This is a genomic window from Marinitenerispora sediminis, assembly GCF_003336425.1.
GTDB lineage: Bacteria > Actinomycetota > Actinomycetes > Streptosporangiales > Streptosporangiaceae > Marinitenerispora > Marinitenerispora sediminis.
This window is the reverse complement of record NZ_QEIO01000050.1, coordinates 1-21,283: the sequence shown is the minus strand read 5'-3', so window position 1 is coordinate 21,283 and position 21,283 is coordinate 1. Positions and strand designations below refer to the sequence as shown.

Here is a 21,283-nt window from a genome sequence, read left to right as displayed (position 1 = left end):
CCCGCTGCGGCCTCCCATGCCGGCGGGCCGGAGGATCCCCTCCGGCCCGCCGGCTTGTCCGTGCCCTCAGACGCCCGACGGCGGCGGCCACCCCGTGTCGTCGGGACCGCGCCGCTCGGCCGCGCCGCCCTCGCCCGCCTCCGGGTGGCCGTAGCCGTGCCCGCCCGGGTCGCGGCGGCCGTACGCGCGCGGGCCCGGCTTGCGGTAGGCGCTGCCCCGGGGCGCCGCGTCGCGCATCTCACCGCGCGGACGCGGCGGCTGCGGCGCCTCCGCGCCGCCCGGTCCCCCGGTGAATCGCGCGTGCCCCTCCTCCGCGGGGGACTCCTCCGCCACCATGTAGCCCTCGGGGACCTCCTCGTCGAAGCTCTCGCGGATCGCCTCGTGCGCCAGCGACGACCGCTCCGGCCCCGGCTCGGTCGGCGGCGGTTCGGCCCCCGCGGCCTCCGCCGGGGCCGCGACGTCGGTGACGTCGTCGGACTCCGGCATCCCCTCGGGCTCGCGCAGTGCCTCGGGCGGCACCGGTCCCGGGCCCGGCGCTCCCCAGCTCTCGCGCATGGCGGCCGACCGCTGCCCCGGGACCTCGGGCTGCAGACCGTAGTGCTGGTAGACGCGGTCCTCCTGCTCCACCGAGATGTGCTGGTCGATGTCGAAGCTCGGCGCGCGCCGGATGGTGTCCTTGTCGAACGGCACCTGGAGGTCGTTCTGCACGGTCCGCGCGCCCTGCAGCGGCACGAAGTTCTCACGGGTCCCGAGGAAGCCCGAGCGCACCGTGACCCACTTCGGGGCGTCCGTCTGGTCGTCGAAGTAGACCTGGCCGATCTTCCCGACGCTGTTCCCCTGCCGGTCCAGCAGTCGGTGACCGATGAGTCGCTGCGCTCCCAGCTGCGGTGCCACGGCGGATCACTCCCCCCGATGTCGGTTCATCACCGAGCGCGGGCCGCGAGCCCGGACCGCACGCACCCCGTTGCCCAGTTCCAGTTCCGGCCTACCCGGTCGGGCAGGCGGAATGCGGGCCTTACCCGCCGTGTACCGAATCTGGATCGGCGCATGACCCTCCCCCGAGGGGGCGGCACCCGCGTAAGGCAGGGAGCCGGGAGCGGAGGGCGGGTGGTGCTCAGCCGGACCGGCGCACCACGTAGTCGCAGAGCGCCTCGAAGGCGTGCCGCGGCTCGCCCTCGGGCAGCGTGGCGAGCTCGGCGCGCGCCCGGTCCGCCCACGCCCGCAGGTCGCCGCGGGCGGTCTCCATGGCCGGGTGCGCCCGCAGCAGGAGCAGCGCCTCCTCAGCCTCGGCGTCGTCCAGCGGGCGCCCCAGCAGCTCGCGCAGCCGGGCGTGCTCCGGCTCGGTTCCGCGCAGCGCGTAGAACATCGGCAGCGTGAGCACGCCCTCGCGCAGGTCGGTGCCGGGGGTCTTGCCGGAGTCGGCGGTCTCGCTGGTGACGTCCAGGATGTCGTCGGAGAGCTGGAAGGCCATGCCGAGCGCCTCGCCGGCCCGGGTGATGGTCTCGACGACCCGCTCGTCGGCGCCGCCGAACATGGCGCCGAACCGGGCCGAGGTGGCGATCAGGGAGGCGGTCTTGTCGGCGATGACCCGCAGGTAGTGCTCCAGCGGGTCGGCGCCCGCGGTCGGTCCGGCCGTCTCCAGGATCTGCCCCTGCACCAGGCGGGCGAAGGTGCGCGACTGCAGCCGGACCGCGTCGGCGCCGAGGTCGGCGAGCATCTCCGAGGCGCGCGCCACGACGTAGTCGCCGGTCAGGATGGCGATGGAATTGCCCCACCGCGTGTTGGCGCTGGGCTCGCCGCGCCGCAGTTCGGCCTCGTCCATGACGTCGTCGTGGTACAGGGTGGCGACGTGCGTGAGCTCGACCACCGCCGCGGCCGGGATGATGTCCGGGTTCGCGGGGTCGCCGAAGCGCGCGGCGAGCAGGACGAGGGTCGCGCGGAACCGCTTCCCGCCGGCGGAGAGCAGGTGGCCGGCGGCGTCCGCCAGCAGCGGGTCGCTGGCGTCGACGGTATCCCGCAGCAGCTTCTCGACGCGATCCAGTCCCGCCTGGACCTCCCGGGCGAGGGCCTGGTCGATACTCGGCAGAGCGAGGAAACCGCTCGGGACAGCACCGCTCACCTGAAGCTCCACACGTCAGCAGGGCGCGCGATATCCCCACACCGGGCATATCGCGCGCTCTCGGGATGAACAAATCCGACTAGCCAAGTTAGCGGACCCGGATTGATCAGCCAAAGCCACTCTCCGGGTCGCCCCACCTCATCGGTTCGCGAACAGGTCGGCGGTGGTCGCGAACCCGCCCGGAACGCTCTGCGCCTCGGCCGTTCCCGCCCCCGGCGCGGGCGACAGGCGGTCGAGCACCGGGCCGGGGAAGACGCCGAGCACCAGCGTCGCCACGACGCCGACCCCGATCACGGCGCCGGTGAGGCGCCCCGGCCGCAGCACCCGAGGCCGCGCCTCCGCCGGCTCGGCGAAGAACATCAGCACGATGATCCGGACGTAGAAGAACGCGGTGACCGCGCTGCTCAGCACGCCCACCACCACGAGCGGGGTGGCGCCGGCCGACACGGCGGCCTCGAACACCGCGAACTTCCCGATGAATCCGCTGGTCAGCGGGATGCCGGCGAAGGCGAGCAGGAAGAGCGCGAGCGACCCGGCGAGCACCGGCGAGGTGCGGCCCAGGCCCGCCCACGACGCGATGTCGCCGGACTCCGCGCCGCCCTCGTGCACCCGGACCAGGGTGACCACGGCGAACGCGCCCACCGTGGTGAACCCGTACGCGGCCAGGTAGAACATGGCACCGGCCAGCCCCTCGGCGCTGGCGGCCACCACCGCGGTGAGGACGAACCCGGCGTGCACCACGGAGGAGTAGGCGAGCAGCCGCTTGATGTCGCGCTGGGTGACGGCGACCACGGCGGCCAGCACCATGGTGAGCACCGCCACGACCCACATCATCGGCCGCCACTCCGCGACCGAGCCGCCGAAGGCGACGTAGAACACCCGCAGCAGCGCGCCGAACGCCGCCACCAGGGTGCCCGAGGCCATGAGTGCGGTGATGGGGGTGGGCGCCCCCTGGTAGACGTCGGGCTTCCAGCTGTGGAACGGGACGGCCCCGACCTTGAACAGCAGGCCGACACCGACCAGGGCGATCCCGAGCAGCAGCAGCGGGCCGCCGCCGGGCAGGGCGCCGGCGCCGCCCGCGGCCACCGTGTCGTGGATGACCGCGAAGTTGACCGACCCGGCGTAGCCGTAGACCATCGCGATGCCGAACAGGAAGAACGCCGAGGAGAACGCGCCGAGCAGGAAGTACTTGACCGCCGCCTCCTGCGAGAACAGCCGGCGGCGGCGGGCCAGCCCGCACAGCAGGTACAGCGGCAGGCTCATGACCTCCAGCGCGATGAACATGGTGAGGAAGTCGTTGGACGCCGGGAACATCAGCATGCCCAGCACCGCGAAGAGCACCAGCGGGTAGACCTCGGTGTGCTGCGAGCCGGCCAGTACGTGCGCGCGCTCCTCCTCGCTGCCGGGCACCGTGGCGGCCTGCGCCGCGAACGCGCTCTCGCCGTGGCGGTGCTCGGCGATGAGCAGCAGGCTGGCGATGGCCATGACCAGGATCGTGCCCTGGAAGAACAGCGTCGGCCGGTCCACGGCGATGCTCGCCGAGGCGACCGTGAGTCCGGCCCCGCCGGCGGGCAGCAGCGCCACCCGCACGACGGTGAGCACGAAGGCCGCCACCAGGGCGAGTGCCGCCAGGGTGAACTGGACCGCCCGGCGCCGCGGCCGGGGCACGAACGCCTCGACGAGGACTCCGATGACGCCGGCCGCGAAGACGACCAGCAGCGGCGCGAGCAGCGCGTAGTCGATCTGCGGCGGCTGCGTGGTGATGACCGGCGCGGCGAGCGCCGTGTGGGGCAGCGGGTTCACTCGCTCGCTCCTTCCCCGCCGTTGGCGGCCTGGTCGACGTGTCCGAGCGCCGGAGCGGGGTCGGAGACCCCGACCTGCTGCATGGTCTGCTCGACCGCCGGGTTGATGACGTCCAGCATGGGCTTGGGGTAGACCCCGAAGGCGATGATGACCGCGATCAGCGGGCCGACCGCCCACAGCTCGCGTCCGGACAGGTCCCGCAGCCGGGACAGCGCCGGCGGCAGCGGCCCGGTCATGGTGCGCTGGTACATCCACAGGATGTAGAGCGCCGCCAGCACCACGCCGACGCTGGCGATGACCGCCGGCACCGGGTGGAAGGCGAACGTCCCGACGAACACCAGGAACTCGCTGACGAACGGCGACAGGCCGGGCAGCGCGAGGCTGGAGAGCCCGGCCACCAGGAAGGTCCCGGCGAGCAGGGGGGCCGCCTTCTGCACGCCCTGGTAGTCGGCGATCGCCCCGGTGCCGTGCCGGGCGATCAGGAAGCCCGCCACCAGGAACAGCGCCCCGGTGGAGAACCCGTGGTTGATCATGTACAGCGCCGCGCCGGACTGCCCCTGGGTCGTCATCGCGAAGATGCCCAGGGTGATGAACCCGAAGTGCGACACCGACGTGTAGGCGATCAGCCGCATCATGTCGCTCTGCCCGATGGCCAGGACCGCGCCGTAGACGATGCTGACCAGGCTGAGCACCACGACCGGCCAGACGAACCACCGCGCGGCCTCGGGGAACAGCTCCAGGCAGTAGCGCAGCATGCCGTAGGTGCCGACCTTGTCCAGCACGCCCACGAGCAGTACCGCGGTACCGGGCCGCGACGAGCCGGCCGCACCGGGCAGCCAGGTGTGCACCGGCCACATGGGCGCCTTGATCGCGAACGCGATGAAGAACCCGAGGAACAGCCAGCGCGCGGTCGCGGGGTCGAGGCCCGCGAGCGCGCCGTCGGCGCCCACCAGGTCGGCCCACAGGAAGGTGCCGGCGCCGGAGCGGGCGCTCAGCGCGTAGACGCCGATGACCGCGACGAGCATGAGCAGCCCGCCGAAGAGGCTGTACAGCAGGAACTTCACGGCGGCGCGCCGCCGCTCGGCGCCCCGGCCGTAGCGGCCGATCATGAAGTAGACCGGGATCAGCATCGCCTCGAACAGGACGTAGAACAGGAAGACGTCCATGGCGGCGAAGACGCCGATCATCATGGCTTCGAGCAGCAGGATCAGCGCGAAGTAGCCGTTGCCCGAGCCGGCCCGCTCCGCGTCGGCGGAGCCGGCGGCGCCCGGTGTGCCGCCGTTGTCGTCGCGCTCCCGCCAGGCGGCCAGCACGACGAGCGGGACCAGCAGCGCCGAGAGCACGATCAGCAGCAGCGCGATGCCGTCCACGCCGACCGCGTAGTACACGCCGAACCGCGGGATCCAGGGGATGACCTCCTCGAACTGGAACCGCGGACCCGAGGGGTCGAAGTTGAACGCCATCGCGACGACGAGCAGCAGCGTGGCCAGCGTGACGCCCAGCGTCAGCCGCCGGCCCAGCTCGGCCCGCTCGCGGGGCAGCAGCGCGACCACCAGCGCGCCCAGCGCCGGCAGCGCGATGGCGAGTGTCAGCCAGGGGATGGACATTCAGGACCTCACGTGCTGGATGGGGACTTCACCGCGCGGGCCGGAGAGGCCGCTGGGACCGCGGTCTGGACCGCCGGCCGACCGTCTAGACAAGGTTCACCCCCAGCAGGGCGACCACGACCGCCGCGCCGAAGAGCATCGACAGCGCGTAGCTGCGCGCGAAGCCGGTCTGCATCCGGCGCAGCCCCTCGGAGCTGTCCCGGACGCCGCGTGCCACACCGTCGACCACGCCGTCGACCACCTTCTCGTCGAAGCTCACCGCCGCGGCGGTGAGCGCCTGGCCGGGCCGCATGAACAGCTCCTCGTTGAGGGTGTTGCCGTACAGCTCGTTGCGGGCCGCCACCGTGACGAAGCTGCCGCGCGGCGCCGTGCGCGGCACCGGCGCCCGGGCGTAGCGCACCCAGGCGAACGCGACGCCGGCCACCATGAAGGCGAGCGCGGTGAGGCTGGTCCAGCTCGTCAGCAGGGTGGCGAGGCTGAACTCGTGGTGCTCCGCGGCACCCACCGCCGGCTCCAGGAACAGGGCGAAGCGGTAGCCGTACACCAGCACCGCGCCGAGCGCGACCGACCCCACCGCGAGCACCACCATGGGCAGCGTCATGGAGCGCGGCGACTCGTGCGGGTGGGCGTCGGCCGCCCAGCGCCGCTCGCCGAAGAACGTCATGAACATCACGCGCGACATGTAGAACGCCGTGAGCCCGGCGCCGAGCAGCGCGGCCCAGCCGAGGACCTGGCCGGTCACCCCGCCCGAGGCGAACGCGGCCTCGATGATGCCCTCCTTGGTCCACCACCCCGACAGGAACGGGAACCCGATGATGGCGAGGTAGCCGATGCCGAAGGTGGCGAAGGTGACCGGCATGGCGGTGCGCAGCCCGCCGTAGCGGCGCATGTCCACCTCGTCGTTCATGCCGTGCATGACCGAACCGGCGCCGAGGAACAGCCCCGCCTTGAAGAAGCCGTGCGTGACGAGGTGCGCGATGGCGGCCGCGTAGCCGATCGGGCCGAGACCGGCGGCCAGCGTCATGTAGCCGATCTGGCTCATCGTGGAGCCGGCCAGGGCCTTCTTGATGTCGTCCTTCGCGCAGCCGATGACCGCACCGGCGAGCAGCGTGGCCGCCCCGACGATGGTCACCACGAGCTGCGCGGTCGGCGCCGCCTCGAAGATCGGGCCCGAGCGCACGATGAGGTACACGCCGGCGGTCACCATGGTGGCCGCGTGGATCAGCGCCGAGACCGGGGTCGGGCCCTCCATGGCGTCCAGCAGCCACGCCTGCAGCGGCAGCTGGGCGGACTTCCCGCACGCGCCGAGCAGGAGCAGCAGCCCGATCACCGTCGTCACCGCGCTCCCGGCGGCGTCGGCCGAGGCGAACACCGGGGCGTAGGCGAGGGTGCCGAAGGTGCCGAACATCAGCATGATCGCGATGAGCAGGCCCATGTCGCCCACCCGGTTGATGAGGAACGCCTTCTTGGCCGCCACCGCCGCCGACGGCTTGTGCTGCCAGAACCCGATGAGCAGGTAGGACGCCAGGCCGACGCCCTCCCAGCCGAGGAAGAGCAGCACGAAGTTGTCGGCCAGCACCAGCACCAGCATGGCCGCCACGAACAGGTTGAGGTAGCCGAAGAACCTCCGCCGGCCCGGGTCCTCGGCCATGTAGCCGACCGAGTAGATGTGGATCAGCGACCCGACGCCGGTGATCAGCAGCGCGAACGTGATCGACAGCGGGTCGATCAGCAGGTTGATGTCGATGGTGAGCGAGCCCGCGGTCAGCCACTCGTACACGTGCACCGAGCGGCTGCGCTCGGCCGGGTCCAGCCCGAGCAGCTGGACCAGCGAGAGCGCCGCCCACACGAAGGCGGCCAGCGACATCGCGACCGCCAGCCAGTGCCCCCAGGCGTTCGTGCGCCGGCCGCCGAGCAGCAGGACCGCGGCGCCGGCGAGCGGATACGCGATCATGAGCCAGGCGGTGGAGTGGACCACCCCGTCGGCCGCCGCGGTGACCGCGTGCGGCTCCGCGGCAAGGTATGACAGCACGTCCGGCCCGCCCCTCTAGTGCCTGAGCAGGTTGGCGTCGTCGACCGACGCGGACCTGCGTGTCCGGAAGACCTGCATGATGATCGCCAGGCCCACGACGACCTCGGCCGCCGCCACGACCATCACGAAGAACGCGATGACCTGGCCCTCGATGTTGCCGTGCATGCGCGCGAAGCTGACGAACGCCAGGTTGCAGGCGTTGAGCATCAGCTCCACGCACATGAAGACGATGATCGCGTTGCGCCGCACCAGGACGCCGACCGCGCCGATCGTGAAGACGATCGCCGCCAGCACGATGTAGTTCATCGGGTCCACGAGCGCCCCGCTCCCTGTCCGCCTGCCGTGCCGCCGCCGTCGCCGTCGGTGCCGTCGGCCACCGCGGCGCCGGAGTCGCCGTCGCCGTTCGGGCCCTCCCGCAGGGCGTGGCCCTCCTTCGAGGTCGCCGAGTCCGAGGCGCCGCCCGGCTCGGGCGCAGCGCCCAGCCGCACGTCGTCGGGTACCCGCGACTGGTAGCGGGGGTCCCGCGCGGTGAGCACCGGATTCAGCGAGAGCTCCGCGACCGACCCGTCGGGCAGCAGCGCGGGCATGTCGATGGCGTTGTGCCGCGCGTAGGTGCCGGGGGCGGGCAGCGGGGCGACGTGGTCGCCGCGGACCCGCTCCTGGGACAGGTCCTTCTGGGTGCGCCGCCGCTTCAGCCGCTCGGAGTGCGCCAGGACCAGTCCGCCCAGGACCGCGGTGACCAGCAGCGCGCCGGTGGCCTCGAAGGCGATCACGTAGCGGTAGATGATCTCGCCCGCGATCCACGGCACGTTGCCGCCCGCCGCCGCGGTTCCCGCGGCGAGGCCGGCCGGCTCCGCGACCGCGATCCGGGTCAGGCCAAGGCCCAGCGCCCCCAGGAAGCACACCGCGATGACGGCGGTGAGCACCCGCTGCCCGCGGATCGTCTCCACCAGGGAGTCCGCCGAACTGACACCCACGAGCATCAGCACGAACAGGAAGAGCATCAGCACCGCGCCGGTGTAGACGACGATCTGCACGACCATCAGGAACGGCGCCTGGTTGATGCCGTAGAACGCGGCCAGCCCGATCATCACCACGGCCATCATCAGCGCCGAGTAGACGGGCTTGCGGCTGCACACCACGCCCATGGCGGCGAGCACCACGATGGTGCCGATGATCCAGAAGGCCGCGCTCTCGGCGCCCGAGACGGGAGCGGCGAGGGCGGTGGCCTGTGCCGCGGCGGCGGTCATCGGACGGCCTCGCTGTTCCGTTCGGTCCCGGTGGACTCACCGGCCCCGCCGCTCGGGGTGCCGGTGGCGCGGCCCATCCGGTAGTACTCCTCCTCCGACTCGCCGAGCCGCATGGGGTGCGGCGGCGCCTCCATCCCCTCCTGCAGCGGGGCGAGCAGCTGCTCCTTGGTCCAGATGAGGCTCTCGCGGCTGTCGTCGGCCAACTCGTACTCGTTGGTCATGGTCAGCGCACGGGTGGGGCATGCCTCGATGCACAGCCCGCACAGGATGCACCGCAGGTAGTTGATCTGGTACACCCGGCCGTAGCGCTCACCGGGCGAGAACCGCTCGTCCTCGGTGTTGTCGCCGCCCTCCACGTAGATGGCGTCGGCCGGGCACGCCCACGCGCACAGCTCGCAGCCGATGCACTTCTCCAGGCCGTCCGGCCAGCGGTTGAGCTGGTGCCGCCCGTGGAAGCGCGGCATCGTGGGCGCCTTCACCTCGGGGTACTCGACGGTGTCGACCTTCTTGAACATGGTGTGGAAGGTGACACCGAACCCCTTCACGGGGTTGAGCCAGTCAAGCACCGGTAACCTCCTCACGCTTGTCGGTCGGGGGCGTCGGGGCCGGCCGCGCGGAGCGCAGCTCCTCGGCCGGGACGCTGCTGCCGTAGTGCGGCGCGTCCATGGGCGGCACGGGGAACCCCCCGTGCATGGGGTCCTCGCGCAGCGCGCGTATCCGCTCGGCGTGCTCGGCGTCCTCGGCCGCGCGCCGCCGGTCCGCGGCGCGGCTCCAGGCGGCCAGCGCCGCCAGGGTCACCACGAAGAAGCCGAGGATGACGGCGCCCAGCGCCACGGGCGGGGCGCCCTCGTTGCGCATCACCCGGATGACGGCGACGGCGGTGATCCACACCAGCTGGACCGGGATGAGGAGCTTCCAGCCGAGCTGCATCAGCTGGTCGTAGCGGACCCGGGGCAGCGACCCGCGCAGCCAGATGAACAGGAACATGACCGCGAGGAACTTCAGCAGCCACCACAGCACCGGCCACCAGCCCTCGTTGGCGCCGGCCCAGAACGTGGTGATGGGCGGCGGTGCCAGGTAGCCGCCGAGGAACAGCGTCACCGAGAGCGCCGCGACGGTCACCATGTTCACGTACTCGGCGAGGAAGAACAGCAGGAACTTCATCGAGGAGTACTCGGTCATGAACCCGCCGACCAGCTCGCCCTCGCCCTCGGCGAGGTCGAACGGCAGCCGGTTGGTCTCGCCCACCATGGTGATGAGGTAGATCACGAACGACGGGAACAGCACCACCGCGAACCAGATCGGCCGCTGCGCGTCGACGATCTCGGAGGTGCTGAGCGTGCCCGCGTAGATGAACACCGCCACGAACGACAGGCCCATGGCGATCTCGTAGCTGATGACCTGCGCCGACGCCCGGAGCCCGCCGAGCAGCGGGTAGGGCGACTGCGAGGCCCAGCCCGCGAGCACGATGCCGTAGACGCCGATGGAGGCGGTGGCCAGGACGAGCAGCACCGCGATGGGCAGGTCGGTGAGCTGCAGCGGCGTCTGGACGCCGAACATCGTCACCTCGGGCCCGACCGGGATCACGGAGAACGCCATGAACGCCGGGATCGCGGAGATCATCGGCGCGGCGATGTAGACGACCCGGTCCACCTTGCGGGGGATCAGGTCCTCCTTGAGGGACAGCTTCACCCCGTCGGCGAGCGACTGGAGCAGCCCCCAGGGGCCGAACCGGTTGGGGCCGTGCCGCTGCTGCATCCGCCCCATGACCTTGCGGTCCGCCATGATCATGAGGATCACGCAGACCATGAGGAAGACGAAGATCACGAGGGCCTTGATCAGCGTGATCCACCACGGGTCGGTGCCGAACGCGGCGAATCCGGGCTCGGCCGCGGCCGCGAGGGCGTGGCCGGCCCGCGCGTCGAGCGTGTCGGGCGTCATCGTTCGCTCCCCGCACTCGTCGCCGGCGCGGTCGCGCCGGAACTCTCGTCGACGGCCAGCGTCACCAGCTCCCCGGCGCCGGCTCCCAGGTCGGCGCGCACCGCGCAGTCGCGGGCGTCGGCGGGCAGCCAGACCACCCGGTCCGGCATCTCGGTGACCACGGCCGGCACGCTGACCGAGCCGTGCGGGCCGGCGACCCGCAGCCGCCCGCCGTCGGCCAGCCCGATCTCGGCGGCGGTCCCGGCGGACAACAGCGCGACGGTGGGACGCGCCGTCCCTGCCAGGTGCGGTTCGCCGTCCTGCATGCGGCCGCGCCCGAGCAGCCGGCTCCACGTGGCGAGCACCGCCTGGCCGCGTTCGGGCGCGGCCTCCGCGGCGGGGCGGACCAGCGGGTCGGGGACCCGCTCGCCGGCCCAGGCGCCCAGGCCGGCCAGCTCGCGGCGGGCGGCCGCGGCGTCGGGCAGGCCGAGGTGCACGTCCATGGCGTCGGCGATCGCGCCGAGGACCCGCAGGTCGGACAGCGAACCGGGGACCTTCAGCGCGTCGTCGAACGGCCGCTCCCGCCCCTCCCAGTCGAGGAACGTGCCGGACTTCTCGGCCACGGCCGCGACCGGGAAGACCACGTCGGCGCGGTCGGTGACGTTGCTGGCCCGCAGTTCGAGGCTGACCACGAAGGGCACCCGGGCCAGCGCCGCGCGCGCGGCGCGCGGGTCGGGGAGGTCGTCGAGGTCCACCCCGGCGATGACCAGCGCGCCGAGTTCGCCGGCCGCCGCCGCGGCCAGGATGCCAGCGGTGTCGCGGCCCTCGGCGGCCGGCAGCTCGCCGGCGGTCCAGAGCCGGGCGACCTCGGCCCGCGCGGTCGCGTCGGAGACCGGCCGGCCGCCGGGCAGCAGGTTGGGCAGCGCCCCGGCCTCGACCGCGCCGCGCTCGCCCGCCCGGCGCGGGATCCAGGCGAGCTGGGCGCCGGTGCGGTCGGCGAGCCGCGCCACCGCGGAGAGCGCCCCGGGAATCTCGCCCAGCCGCTCGCCGGCGAGGATGACCGCGCCCGGCTCGCGCAGCGCCTCCAGGACCTCGGGGGCGGACTCGTCCAGCCGGTTCAGGGCCCGGGCCTCCGCGCCCGGCGCGGTCGGGAGCAGGGTTCCGCGCACCTTCGCCAGCCCGCGGCTGACGAACGGCGAGAGCGAGAAGACCCGCAGCCCCCGCTTCCGGACGGCCTTGCGCAGCCGGAGGAAGACCACGGGGGACTCCTCCTCGGGCTCGAAGCCGGCCAGCAGCACCGCCGGGGCCTGCTCCAGGTCCTCGTAGCGGACGCTCAGACCGGTGCCGGCGACCCGGGCGGCGAGGAACTCGGCCTCCTCCGCGGAGTGCCCGCGGGCCCGCATGTCGACATCGTTGGTGTGCAGCGCGGTCCGCGCGAACTTGGCGTAGGCGTAGGCGTCCTCCAGGGTCAGCCGCCCGCCGACCAGGACGCCGACCCGGCCGCGGGCCCGCGCGAGCCCGGCGGCGGCCGTGGAGACCGCCTCGGGCCAGGACGCGGTCTCCAGCGCGCGGCTCTCCTCGTCGCGGACCAGGGGCCGGCGCAGCCGGTCGGGCTGCGTGGCGTAGGTGAAGGCCCACCGGCCCTTGTCGCAGTTCCACTCCTCGTTGACCTGCGGGTCGTCGCCGGCGAGCCGGCGCGTCACCTTCCCGCGCCGGTGGTCGGTGCGCTGCGCGCAACCGGAGGCGCAGTGCTCACACACCCCGGCCGTGGAGACGAGGTCGAAGGGGCGGGAGCGGAACCGGTAGGCCGCGCCGGTGAGCGCGCCGACCGGGCAGATCTGCACCGTGTTGCCGGAGAAGTAGGACTGGAACGGCTGCCCCTCGGCGATGCCGACCTGCTCCTGCGCACCGCGCTCCAGCAGCTCGATGAACGGGTCGCCGGCGATCTGCGCCGAGAACCGGGTGCAGCGGGCGCACTGGATGCAGCGCTCGCGGTCCAGCAGTACCTGGGTGGACAGCGCGATCGGCTTGGGGAAGGTCCGCTTGGCCTCGGTGAACCTGGTCTCGCCCTGCCCGGTGGACATGGCCTGGTTCTGCAGCGGGCACTCGCCGCCCTTGTCGCAGACCGGGCAGTCCAGCGGGTGGTTGATCAGCAGGAACTCCATGATCCCGCGCTGCGCCTTCTCCGCCACCGGGGAGGTGAGCTGGGTGCGCACCACCATGCCCTCCATGACGGTGGTGGTGCAGGAGGCCTGCGGCTTGGGCATGCCGCGCCCGTTACCCATGTCGGGGACCTCGACCAGGCACTGCCGGCAGGCGCCGACCGGGTCGAGCAGCGGGTGGTCGCAGAACCTCGGGATCTGGATGCCGAGCAGCTCGGCGGCCCGGATGATCAGCGTCCCCTTGGGGACCCGCACCTGGAAGCCGTCGATGGTGACGGTGACCAGGTCCTCCGGCGGCACGGCCGGCGTGCCGCCCGAGGCGGTGTTCGTGGTGACGGTCACGGGGTCCGCCCCTCCTTCCGCTCGGTCGTCGCCCACGCGGTCGACCTGCTGTGGTCGAACGGGCAGCCGCCCTGTTCGAGGTGGTCGATGTACTCCTGCCGGAAGTACTTGATCGAGGACGTCACCGGGCTCGTCGCCCCGTCGCCGAGGGCGCAGAACGAGCGGCCGAGCAGGTTGTCGCAGATGTCCAGCAGCTTGTCGAGGTCGGCCTCGGTCCCCCGCCCGGCCTCCAGCCGGTCCAGTACCTGCACCATCCAGTAATTGCCCTCGCGGCACGGCGTGCACTTGCCGCAGGACTCGTGGGCGTAGAACTGGATCCACCGGCCGACCGCGCGCACCACGCAGGTCGTCTCGTCGAAGATCTGCAGGGCGCGGGTGCCGAGCATCGACCCGGCGGCGCTCACCGACTCGAAGTCCAGCGGGGTGTCGAGGTGCTCGTCCGTGAAGATCGGCGTGGAGGAGCCGCCCGGGGTCCAGAACTTCAGCCGGTGCCCGGCGCGCACGCCGCCGGCCATGTCCAGCAGCTCGCGCAGCGTGATCCCGAGCGGCGCCTCGTACTGCCCGGGCCGGGTGACGTGCCCGGACAGCGAGAAGAACCCGAACCCGGCCGACTTCTCGGTGCCCATCGCGCTGAACCAGTCGGCGCCGTTGGCCACGATGCTCGGGACGCTGGCGATCGACTCGACGTTGTTCACCACGGTCGGCGAGGCGTACAGGCCGGCGACCGCCGGGAACGGCGGCTTCAGCCGCGGCTGCCCGCGGTAGCCCTCCAGCGAGTCCAGCAGCGCGGTCTCCTCGCCGCAGATGTAGGCGCCGGCGCCGGCGTGCACCACGACGTCCAGGTCGAACCCGCTGCCGAGGATGTCGGTGCCGAGCAGACCCGCCTCGTAGGCCTCGGCCACCGCGTCGCGCAGCCGCCGGATGACGTGCAGCACCTCGCCGCGCACGTAGACGAACGCGTGGTTGCTGCGGATCGCGTAGCTGGCGATGGCGATGCCCTCCACGAGCACGTGCGGGTTCGCCAGCAGCAGCGGGATGTCCTTGCAGGTGCCCGGCTCGGACTCGTCGGCGTTGACCACCAGGTAGCGCGGGTTGGGGTTGTCCTTCGGCAGGAAGCCCCACTTCATGCCGGTGGGGAACCCCGCGCCGCCGCGGCCGCGCAGGCCGGAGGACTTGACCAGCTCCACCAGCTCCCCCGGGTCGCGGCGCAGCGCGGCGCGCAGCGCCTCGTAGCCGCCGTCGGCCCGGTAGGCGTCGAGGGTGAAGGAGTCGGGCCGCTCCCAGCCGCGGGAGAGGACCGGGGTCAGCGCGTTCGCGGGGCTCATCGGGCCTCCCCCTCGCTGCCGTCGCCCGCCGCCCGGACGGCCGCCGGGTCCGGTGCGCGCCACCCGCGCTCGCGGGCCAGCCGCAGGCCGACCAGCGACGGCTCGCCGGCCTGGACGCCCTCGGCGCCGTGGCCGTCGGAGAACCCGGCGAGGACCCGGGACGCCTGCTTCCAGGTGCACAGCGCGTCGGGCCCGCGGCTCGGCCGCACGTCCCGGCCGAGACGCAGGTCGTCGACCAGCCGCTTCGCGGACTCCGGGGTCTGGTTGTCGAAGAACTCCCAGTTCACCATGATCACCGGCGCGTAGTCGCAGGCCGCGTTGCACTCGATGTGCTCCAGGGAGACCCGGCCGTCCTCGGTGGTCTCGTCGTTGCCCACCCCGAGGTGCTCCTTGAGGGCCGCGAAGATCTCGTCCCCGCCCATGACCGCGCACAGCGTGTTGGTGCACACGCCGACGTGGTACTCGCCGGTGGGCCGGCGCTTGTACATCGTGTAGAAGGTGACCACGGCGGTGACCTCCGCCGTGGTGATGCCGAGCTGCTCGGCGCAGAACGCGATGCCCGCCGTGCTCACGAACCCCTCCTCCGCCTGCACCAGGTGCAGCAGCGGCAGCAGGGCCGAGCGCGGTTTGGGGTACCGCGCGATGATCTCCTTGGCGTCGACCTCCAGCCGGGCGCGCGCCTCGTCGGAGAAGCCGCCCGTGGACGTGCTCGCCTGGCCGTCTGTACCGCTCATGGCTGCCGCTCCTCCCTCTGCTCCGCTGCTGCTCCGCGCCGTCCCGCTCATCGGTCCACCCCGCCCATGACGGGGTCGATGCTGGCCACGGCGGCGATGACGTCGGCCACCGTCCCGCCCTCGCACATGGCCGCCACCGCCTGGAGGTGCGTGAACGACGGGTCCCGGAAGTGCACCCGGTACGGCCGCGGTCCGCCGTCGCTGACGGCCAGGCAGCCCAGTTCGCCCTTGGCGCTCTCGATCGCCGCGTACGCCTGGCCCGGCGGCACCCGGAAGCCCTCGGTCACCAGCTTGAAGTGGTGGATCAGCGCCTCCATGGACGTGCCCATGATGTGCGCGATGTGGTCCGGGGAGTTGCCCATGCCGTCGGCGCCGATGGCGAGCTGGGCGGGCCAGCCGATCTTGGCGTCGTCGATCATGACCGGCCCGGGGGCGAGCCGGTCCAGGCACTGCTCGACGATCCGCAGGCTCTGCTCCATCTCGGCGATGCGGACGCGGTAGCGCGCGTAGACGTCGCACCCGTCGGAGACCGGGATGTCGAACTCGTAGTGCTCGTATCCGCAGTACGGCTTCGCCTTGCGCAGGTCCCATGCGAGACCTGCGGCCCGCAACATGGGGCCGGTGACCCCCAGCGCCATGCACCCGGCGAGGTCGAGGTGGGCCACGTCGCGGGTCCGGCGCAGGTAGATGGGGTTGGCGTCCAGCAGCTTGCGCATGATGGTCAGCCGCTTGGGCATCTCGGCCAGGAACTCCCGGATCTTGCCCACCGCCCCGGCGGGCAGGTCCTGGGCCACGCCGCCCGGCCGGACGTAGGCGTGGTTCATCCGCAGGCCGGTGACCATCTCGAAGATGTCGAGGACGAGCTCCCGCTCCCGGAAGCCGTTCGTCATGATCGTGGTCGCGCCCAGCTCCATGCCGAACGTCGCCATGGCGACGAGGTGGGAGGAGATCCGGTTCAGCTCCATCATGAGCACCCGGATGACGTTGGCCCGCTCCGGGACCCGCTCGGTGATGCCGAGCAGCCGCTCCACCGCGAGGCAGTACACCGTCTCGTTGAAGATCGGCATGAGGTAGTCCATGCGGGTCACGAACGTGGTGCCCTGCGTCCACGTCCGGTACTCGAGGTTCTTCTCGATGCCGGTGTGCAGGTAGCCGATGCCCACCCGGGCCTCGGTCACCGTCTCGCCGTCCAGGGTGAGGATCAGCCGCAGGACGCCGTGGGTGGACGGGTGCTGCGGTCCCATGTTGACAACGAGCCGCTCGGCACCGCCCGCCGACGCGAGAGCGCTTCGCGAACGGGCACCGACGGCTCCGCACGCTCGTCGGCTCGCCGCTCCACGTCCCCGTCCCCGCCGGACACATCGACGTAGACATCGCCGGAGGTCGTGCTCATGGTCGCGCTCCCCTCCTCACTCCACTGCGCGGGTCGGTCGGTCGTGTCGTCACGCGTAGGACCTCCGCTCGTCCGGCGGCGGGATCTTCGCGCCGCGGTACTCCACCGGGATGCCGCCCAGCGGGTAGTCCTTGCGCTGGGGGTGGCCCCGCCAGTCGTCCGGCATCTGGATCCGGGTCAGGGCCGGGTGGCCGTCGAAGATGATGCCGAAGAAGTCCCACGCCTCCCGCTCGTGCCAGTTGTTCGTGGGGTAGACGTCCACGATCGAGGGGATGTGCGGGTCGGAGTCGGGGCAGGACACCTCCAGCCGGAGCTCGCGGTTGTGGGTGATCGACCGCATCTCGTAGACGGCGTGCAGCTCCCGGCCGGTGTCGTGCGGGTAGTGCACGCCGGCGACCCCGAGGCACAGCTCGTACCGCAGCGCCGGGTCGTCGCGCAGCCGCCGCGCGACCGCGCCCAGGTGCTCCCGGCGGACGTGCAGAGTCATCTCGCCGTGGTGCACGACGACGCGTTCCACCGCGTCGGTGAGGGCGAGGCCGTCCTCCTTGAGCGCGTGTTCCAGGTTGTCGGCGACCTCGTCGAACGACGCGGTCCGCGGGTCGTCGGGGTCGGTGAAGGGGCGTTCGTCGCCCAGCGGAACCGACCGGCGGACGACCAGGCCGCCGTACCCGGAGGTGTCGCCGCTCGTCCTGGCGCCGAACATCCCCTTGCGCGCGACAGGGGAACTGAGACGTTCCTCACCTGCCCGAATGGGGAGTTCTCCCCTCTCGTCCAGGTTAGGGTTGCCTTGGCGGTTGTCGACGGGGCTCATGGGGTCGCCCCCTCACGCTGCTCGATCAGGGGGAGAGTGCGCAGCGCGCGCCGCTCGTTCTCCTCGATCTCACGTTCGCGGTGCACCCCGAGCTTGGTGTTCTGGACCTTGTCGTGCAGTTTCAGCACGGCGTCCAGCAGCATCTCGGGACGCGGCGGACAGCCCGGGAGGTAGATGTCCACAGGAACGATGTGATCGACGCCCTGGACGATGGCGTAGTTGTTGAACATGCCGCCGCTTGAGGCGCAGACGCCCATGGCGATCACCCACTTCGGGTCCGCCATCTGGTCGTAGATCTGGCGCAGGACCGGAGCCATCTTCTGGCTGACCCGGCCCGCGACGATCATCAGATCGGCCTGGCGCGGGGTGGCCGAGAACCGCTCCATGCCGAAGCGGGCGATGTCGTAGCGCGGTCCGCCGACCGACATCATCTCGATGGCGCAGCAGGCCAGCCCGAACGTCGCCGGCCACATGGACGTCTTGCGGACGAAGCCGACGACCTGCTCGACGGTGGTCAGCAGGACTCCGCTCGGTAGTTTCTCCTCAAGCCCCATGGGGCGTACCCCCTTTCCGGTTGTCCGTGTCCCGTCTCGTCGAACTCGTGGGTCGGCCGTGCGGCCGCCGTGCGTGCGCCACGGTCCCGCTCACTCCCATTCGAGACCTCCGCGGCGCCACTCGTAGGCGTAGGCGATCGACACGTTGACGAGGAAGAGCACCATCGCGACCAGGCCGAAGACGCCGAGCGCGTCGAGGTGGACCGCCCAGGGCACGAGGAAGATGACCTCGATGTCGAACACGATGAAGAGCATCGCCGTCAGGTAGTACTTGATGGTGAAGCGCCCGCCGCCGACGGGTTGCGGGGTCGGGTCGATGCCGCACTCGTAGGACTGCAGCTTGGCGCGGTTGTACCGCTTCGGCCCGAGCAGCGAGCCGGCGATCATCGACACGACGACGAACGCCGCGCCGATCCCGCCGAGCACGAATATGGGTGCGTACAGCTCCATCGCTAGCCGTTCCCCTCCTCATCGCGGGCGGGCGCGCGCGGCGACGGGGTCCGGTCGCCGTCGACCACGCCCATGAGCACGGCGACGCCCCCGCTTGTGATTGCCTTCACGAGCGGGGTCGGCCTCTCACGCGGACTCGACATGCCTGGTGTTCCTTGGGGTCTGCGGGGTCGTGTGCGGGGTCGTCGGGTCGCGGGACCCGCTACGCCGCGGGGGCCATCCTGGACAGGCCGTTGATCACCCGGTCCATCGCGTCTCCTCGGCTCGGTTCGGTCAGGTTCGCCAGGAGCTTCAGCGTGAACCGCATCAGCAGCGGCTGGGGGAGCCCGTACTTGGTGGCGTACTTCATGAAGTGCGCGTTGCCGATCATCTTCACGAAGTACCTACCCAGCGTGTAGTACCCGCCGTAGGTGTCCCGCAGGATGCGCGGGTAGGCGAGCAGCGCGCGCTCACGGGCCTGCGGGGTCGGCCGGGCCACCGCTTGGGCGATGACGTCGGCCGCGACCTGGCCGGCCTCCATCGCGTAGGCGATCCCCTCGCCGTTGAACGGGTTGACCATGCCGCCGGAGTCGCCCACCAGCAGCAGGCCGCGCGCGTAGTGCGGTGTGCGGTTGAAGCCCATGGGCAGCGCGGCGCCGCGGATCTGCCCCCGCTGGTTGTCCTCGGTGAAGCCCCACTCCTCGGGCATGCTGGCGGTCCAGCGCCGGAGCAGCCGCCGGTAGTCGACGTCCTGGAACACCGACGTGGAGTTGAGGATCCCCAGCCCGACGTTGCTGGTGCCGTCGCCCACGCCGAAGACCCACCCGTACCCGGGGAGCAGGACGTCGCGCCCGCTGCTGGAGTCCCACAGCTCCAGCCAGGACTCCAGGTAGTCGTCCTCGTGCCGGGGGCTGGTGAAGTAGGTCCGCACCGCGACCCCCATGGGGCGGTCGTCGCGCTTGCGGATGCCCATGGCCACCGAGAGCCGGGAGGAGTTGCCGTCGGCCGCGACGACGAGGGGAGCGCGGAAGGTCACCCGCTCGCCGTCGGCGTCCTTGGCGTGCACACCGACGATGCGGTTGCTGCGCGGATCGACGACCGGCCCGGTGACGTTGGTGCGCTCCAGCAGCCGCGCGCCCGACTTGACCGCGCGCTCGGCCAGGATCTGGTCGAAGTCCATCCGGGTGCGCACCAGGCCGAAGTCCGGGTACTCCGACAGCTCCGGCCACGGCAGTTCCAGGCGCACCCCGCCGCCGATGATGCGCAGCCCGCGGTTGCGCAGCCAGCGGCCGCTCCCGCCGGGCGCCGCGGAGGCATCGTCCAGCGAGATGCCCATGGCGATGAGCTGGCGCACGGCGCGCGGGGTCAGGCCGTCACCGCACACCTTCTCCCGGGGGAAGGCGGTCTTCTCCAGCAGCAGCACGTCCACCCCGGCCTGCGCGAGGTAGTGGGCGACCGTGGACCCGGCCGGGCCCGCACCGACGACGATGACGTCGGCCTCGTGCTGGGGGTGTGCTCTGTCGACAGTCGTTGCGGTCGGCGCTGTCTCGCTCACGAGTGGGTCCTGACTGGCTCGGCGCGGCCGCCGCGCACGGCGTGCGCTTCGGTGGCTGTGTCGGGTCTGGGTCCGGGGTCGGCAAACTGCTCGTACGCTTGTGAAGTGCTTCACAAACTCCTGTGATCCGCAGTCTAGACCTTTCCGCTGCCGCGGGCGACCCCCCACCGCCGGACGCCGGGCGCGCGTCACCGCCCCCGCGCGCGCACCGTTCCGGCGTTACGCAGGGGATTCAAGGGAACACAGTGCCGTTTGTCCGCGTTACGACGGCCCCCAACCTTTTTGGGAGGCACGTCACCGAAGACCGCCTTCGGCGAATTTTCCCCGGTCGGCGGCCCGCCGACCGGCGCACCGGATCCGGCCGCGCGGCGCGCGGCCGGATCCGGTCAGGCGGTGCGGACGCCGCGGTGCAGCGCCACCACGCCCAGCGTCAGGTTGCGCCAGGCGACCCGCGACCAGCCGGCGTCCTGCACCAGCCGGGCCAGTGCCGCCTGGTCCGGCCACTCCGCGATCGACTCGGAGAGGTACTCGTAGGCCGCCGACTCCCCGGTGATGCGCCGCGCGATCACCGGCAGCGCGGCCATGAGGTAGCGGTTGTACACCTGGTCCACGGCCGCCACCGGGATGTGGCTGAACTCGCAGACGACGAGCCGGCCGCCGACCTTGGTGACCCGCCGCAGCTCGCGCAGCGCCTGCGCGGTGTCGGCCACGTTGCGCAGGCCGAACGAGATGGTGACGGCGTCGAACGTCTCGTCGGCGAAGGGCAGCCGCAGGGCGTCGCCGGCCACCAGCGTCACGCCGCGGCGCGACGCTCCGCCCCGGCGCCGCGCACCCACCCGCAGCATCCCCAGCGAGAAGTCGCAGGCGACGACGCGGGCGCCCCGCGCGGTGAAGGACTCCGAGGACGTCCCCGTGCCGGCCGCGAGGTCGAGCACCAGTTCGCCGCTGTACGCCTCGACCGCGTTCACCACCGCCCGCCGCCACAGCCGGTCCTGGCCGAGGGAGAGGACGTCGTTCACGAGGTCGTAGCGCGCCGCGATGTCGTCGAACATCGCCGCGACGTCACCGGGGTTCTTGTCGAGTTCCGCACGGGTCATGCCGTCCAGCGTAGGGCGTGGCCGGGCGGGACCGTGCGAGGGGCGGGCCCGGCGATCCGTGCGCGTCCGGCGCGGACAAGTGATCACGCAACGCAGTCATGCTTACGATGAGTGACGCAACACGGACGCCGGGCACGCCCCCCCCGGCTC

The 21,283-nt window shown here is 72.1% G+C and carries 18 protein-coding genes and 1 pseudogene; all 19 read right to left on the bottom strand.

Going from position 1 to position 21,283, the window contains the following annotated elements; all coding sequences use genetic code 11:
- Positions 1 to 66: 66 nt before the first annotated feature.
- Positions 67 to 894, bottom strand: a complete 828-nt coding sequence (locus DEF28_RS28045; RefSeq protein WP_199493237.1) for a PRC-barrel domain-containing protein — start codon at positions 892 to 894, stop codon at positions 67 to 69.
- A gap of 220 nt (positions 895 to 1,114) precedes the next feature.
- Complete coding sequence (locus tag DEF28_RS11930) at positions 1,115 to 2,119, bottom strand: polyprenyl synthetase family protein (protein ID WP_114397046.1); 1,005 nt, start codon at positions 2,117 to 2,119, stop codon at positions 1,115 to 1,117.
- Positions 2,120 to 2,257: 138 nt separating this feature from the next.
- Positions 2,258 to 3,922: an NADH-quinone oxidoreductase subunit NuoN gene (gene nuoN / locus DEF28_RS11925; RefSeq protein WP_181874251.1), complete on the bottom strand. Its 1,665-nt coding sequence runs from the start codon at positions 3,920 to 3,922 to the stop codon at positions 2,258 to 2,260.
- The gene (locus tag DEF28_RS11920) at positions 3,919 to 5,529 is read right to left on the bottom strand and encodes an NADH-quinone oxidoreductase subunit M (RefSeq protein ID WP_114397045.1); all 1,611 of its coding nucleotides are present in this window, start codon (positions 5,527 to 5,529) and stop codon (positions 3,919 to 3,921) included. Before DEF28_RS11920 ends, nuoN begins: the two co-directional genes overlap by 4 nt.
- 85 nt (positions 5,530 to 5,614) lie before the next feature.
- Complete coding sequence (nuoL, locus tag DEF28_RS11915; protein ID WP_233515248.1) at positions 5,615 to 7,561, bottom strand: NADH-quinone oxidoreductase subunit L; 1,947 nt, start codon at positions 7,559 to 7,561, stop codon at positions 5,615 to 5,617.
- A 15-nt stretch (positions 7,562 to 7,576) separates the two neighbouring features.
- Complete coding sequence (gene nuoK, locus DEF28_RS11910) at positions 7,577 to 7,876, bottom strand: NADH-quinone oxidoreductase subunit NuoK (RefSeq protein ID WP_114397044.1); 300 nt, start codon at positions 7,874 to 7,876, stop codon at positions 7,577 to 7,579.
- Positions 7,864 to 8,811, bottom strand: a complete 948-nt coding sequence (locus DEF28_RS11905; RefSeq protein ID WP_114397043.1) for an NADH-quinone oxidoreductase subunit J — start codon at positions 8,809 to 8,811, stop codon at positions 7,864 to 7,866. Before DEF28_RS11905 ends, nuoK begins: the two co-directional genes overlap by 13 nt.
- On the bottom strand, positions 8,808 to 9,377 hold the full coding sequence (gene nuoI, locus DEF28_RS11900; RefSeq protein ID WP_233515247.1) for an NADH-quinone oxidoreductase subunit NuoI: 570 nt from the start codon (positions 9,375 to 9,377) through the stop codon (positions 8,808 to 8,810). The genes DEF28_RS11905 and nuoI overlap by 4 nt, the downstream gene beginning before the upstream one ends.
- Positions 9,370 to 10,752, bottom strand: coding sequence for an NADH-quinone oxidoreductase subunit NuoH (gene nuoH, locus DEF28_RS11895; RefSeq protein ID WP_114397042.1), 1,383 nt, complete (start codon positions 10,750 to 10,752; stop codon positions 9,370 to 9,372). The genes nuoI and nuoH overlap by 8 nt, the downstream gene beginning before the upstream one ends.
- Complete coding sequence (locus tag DEF28_RS11890; RefSeq protein WP_114397041.1) at positions 10,749 to 13,235, bottom strand: NADH-quinone oxidoreductase subunit G; 2,487 nt, start codon at positions 13,233 to 13,235, stop codon at positions 10,749 to 10,751. Before DEF28_RS11890 ends, nuoH begins: the two co-directional genes overlap by 4 nt.
- Positions 13,232 to 14,560, bottom strand: coding sequence for an NADH-quinone oxidoreductase subunit NuoF (gene nuoF, locus DEF28_RS11885; protein WP_114397040.1), 1,329 nt, complete (start codon positions 14,558 to 14,560; stop codon positions 13,232 to 13,234). The genes DEF28_RS11890 and nuoF overlap by 4 nt, the downstream gene beginning before the upstream one ends.
- Positions 14,557 to 15,294: an NADH-quinone oxidoreductase subunit NuoE gene (gene nuoE, locus DEF28_RS11880; protein ID WP_114397039.1), complete on the bottom strand. Its 738-nt coding sequence runs from the start codon at positions 15,292 to 15,294 to the stop codon at positions 14,557 to 14,559. Before nuoE ends, nuoF begins: the two co-directional genes overlap by 4 nt.
- Positions 15,295 to 15,341: 47 nt before the next feature.
- A pseudogene (locus DEF28_RS11875) lies at positions 15,342 to 16,574 on the bottom strand (NADH-quinone oxidoreductase subunit D); the annotation flags it as partial.
- A gap of 162 nt (positions 16,575 to 16,736) precedes the next feature.
- Complete coding sequence (locus DEF28_RS11870) at positions 16,737 to 17,498, bottom strand: NADH-quinone oxidoreductase subunit C (RefSeq protein WP_114397037.1); 762 nt, start codon at positions 17,496 to 17,498, stop codon at positions 16,737 to 16,739.
- Positions 17,495 to 18,052 carry a NuoB/complex I 20 kDa subunit family protein gene (locus DEF28_RS11865; protein WP_114397036.1) on the bottom strand — a complete coding sequence of 186 codons (558 nt, stop codon included), beginning with the start codon at positions 18,050 to 18,052 and terminating at the stop codon, positions 17,495 to 17,497. Before DEF28_RS11865 ends, DEF28_RS11870 begins: the two co-directional genes overlap by 4 nt.
- A gap of 90 nt (positions 18,053 to 18,142) precedes the next feature.
- Entirely contained in the window at positions 18,143 to 18,502 is a 360-nt protein-coding gene (locus DEF28_RS11860) for an NADH-quinone oxidoreductase subunit A (RefSeq protein WP_114397035.1), read from the bottom strand.
- 2 nt (positions 18,503 to 18,504) lie between these two features.
- Positions 18,505 to 18,645, bottom strand: coding sequence for a hypothetical protein (locus DEF28_RS27515; protein WP_158562800.1), 141 nt, complete (start codon positions 18,643 to 18,645; stop codon positions 18,505 to 18,507).
- Between the two features lie 59 nt (positions 18,646 to 18,704).
- The gene (locus DEF28_RS11855) at positions 18,705 to 20,036 is read right to left on the bottom strand and encodes a geranylgeranyl reductase family protein (RefSeq protein ID WP_114397034.1); all 1,332 of its coding nucleotides are present in this window, start codon (positions 20,034 to 20,036) and stop codon (positions 18,705 to 18,707) included.
- A gap of 386 nt (positions 20,037 to 20,422) precedes the next feature.
- A complete protein-coding gene (locus tag DEF28_RS11850; RefSeq protein WP_114397033.1) occupies positions 20,423 to 21,133 on the bottom strand; it encodes a demethylmenaquinone methyltransferase in 711 nt (236 codons plus the stop codon).
- Positions 21,134 to 21,283: the final 150 nt, after the last annotated feature.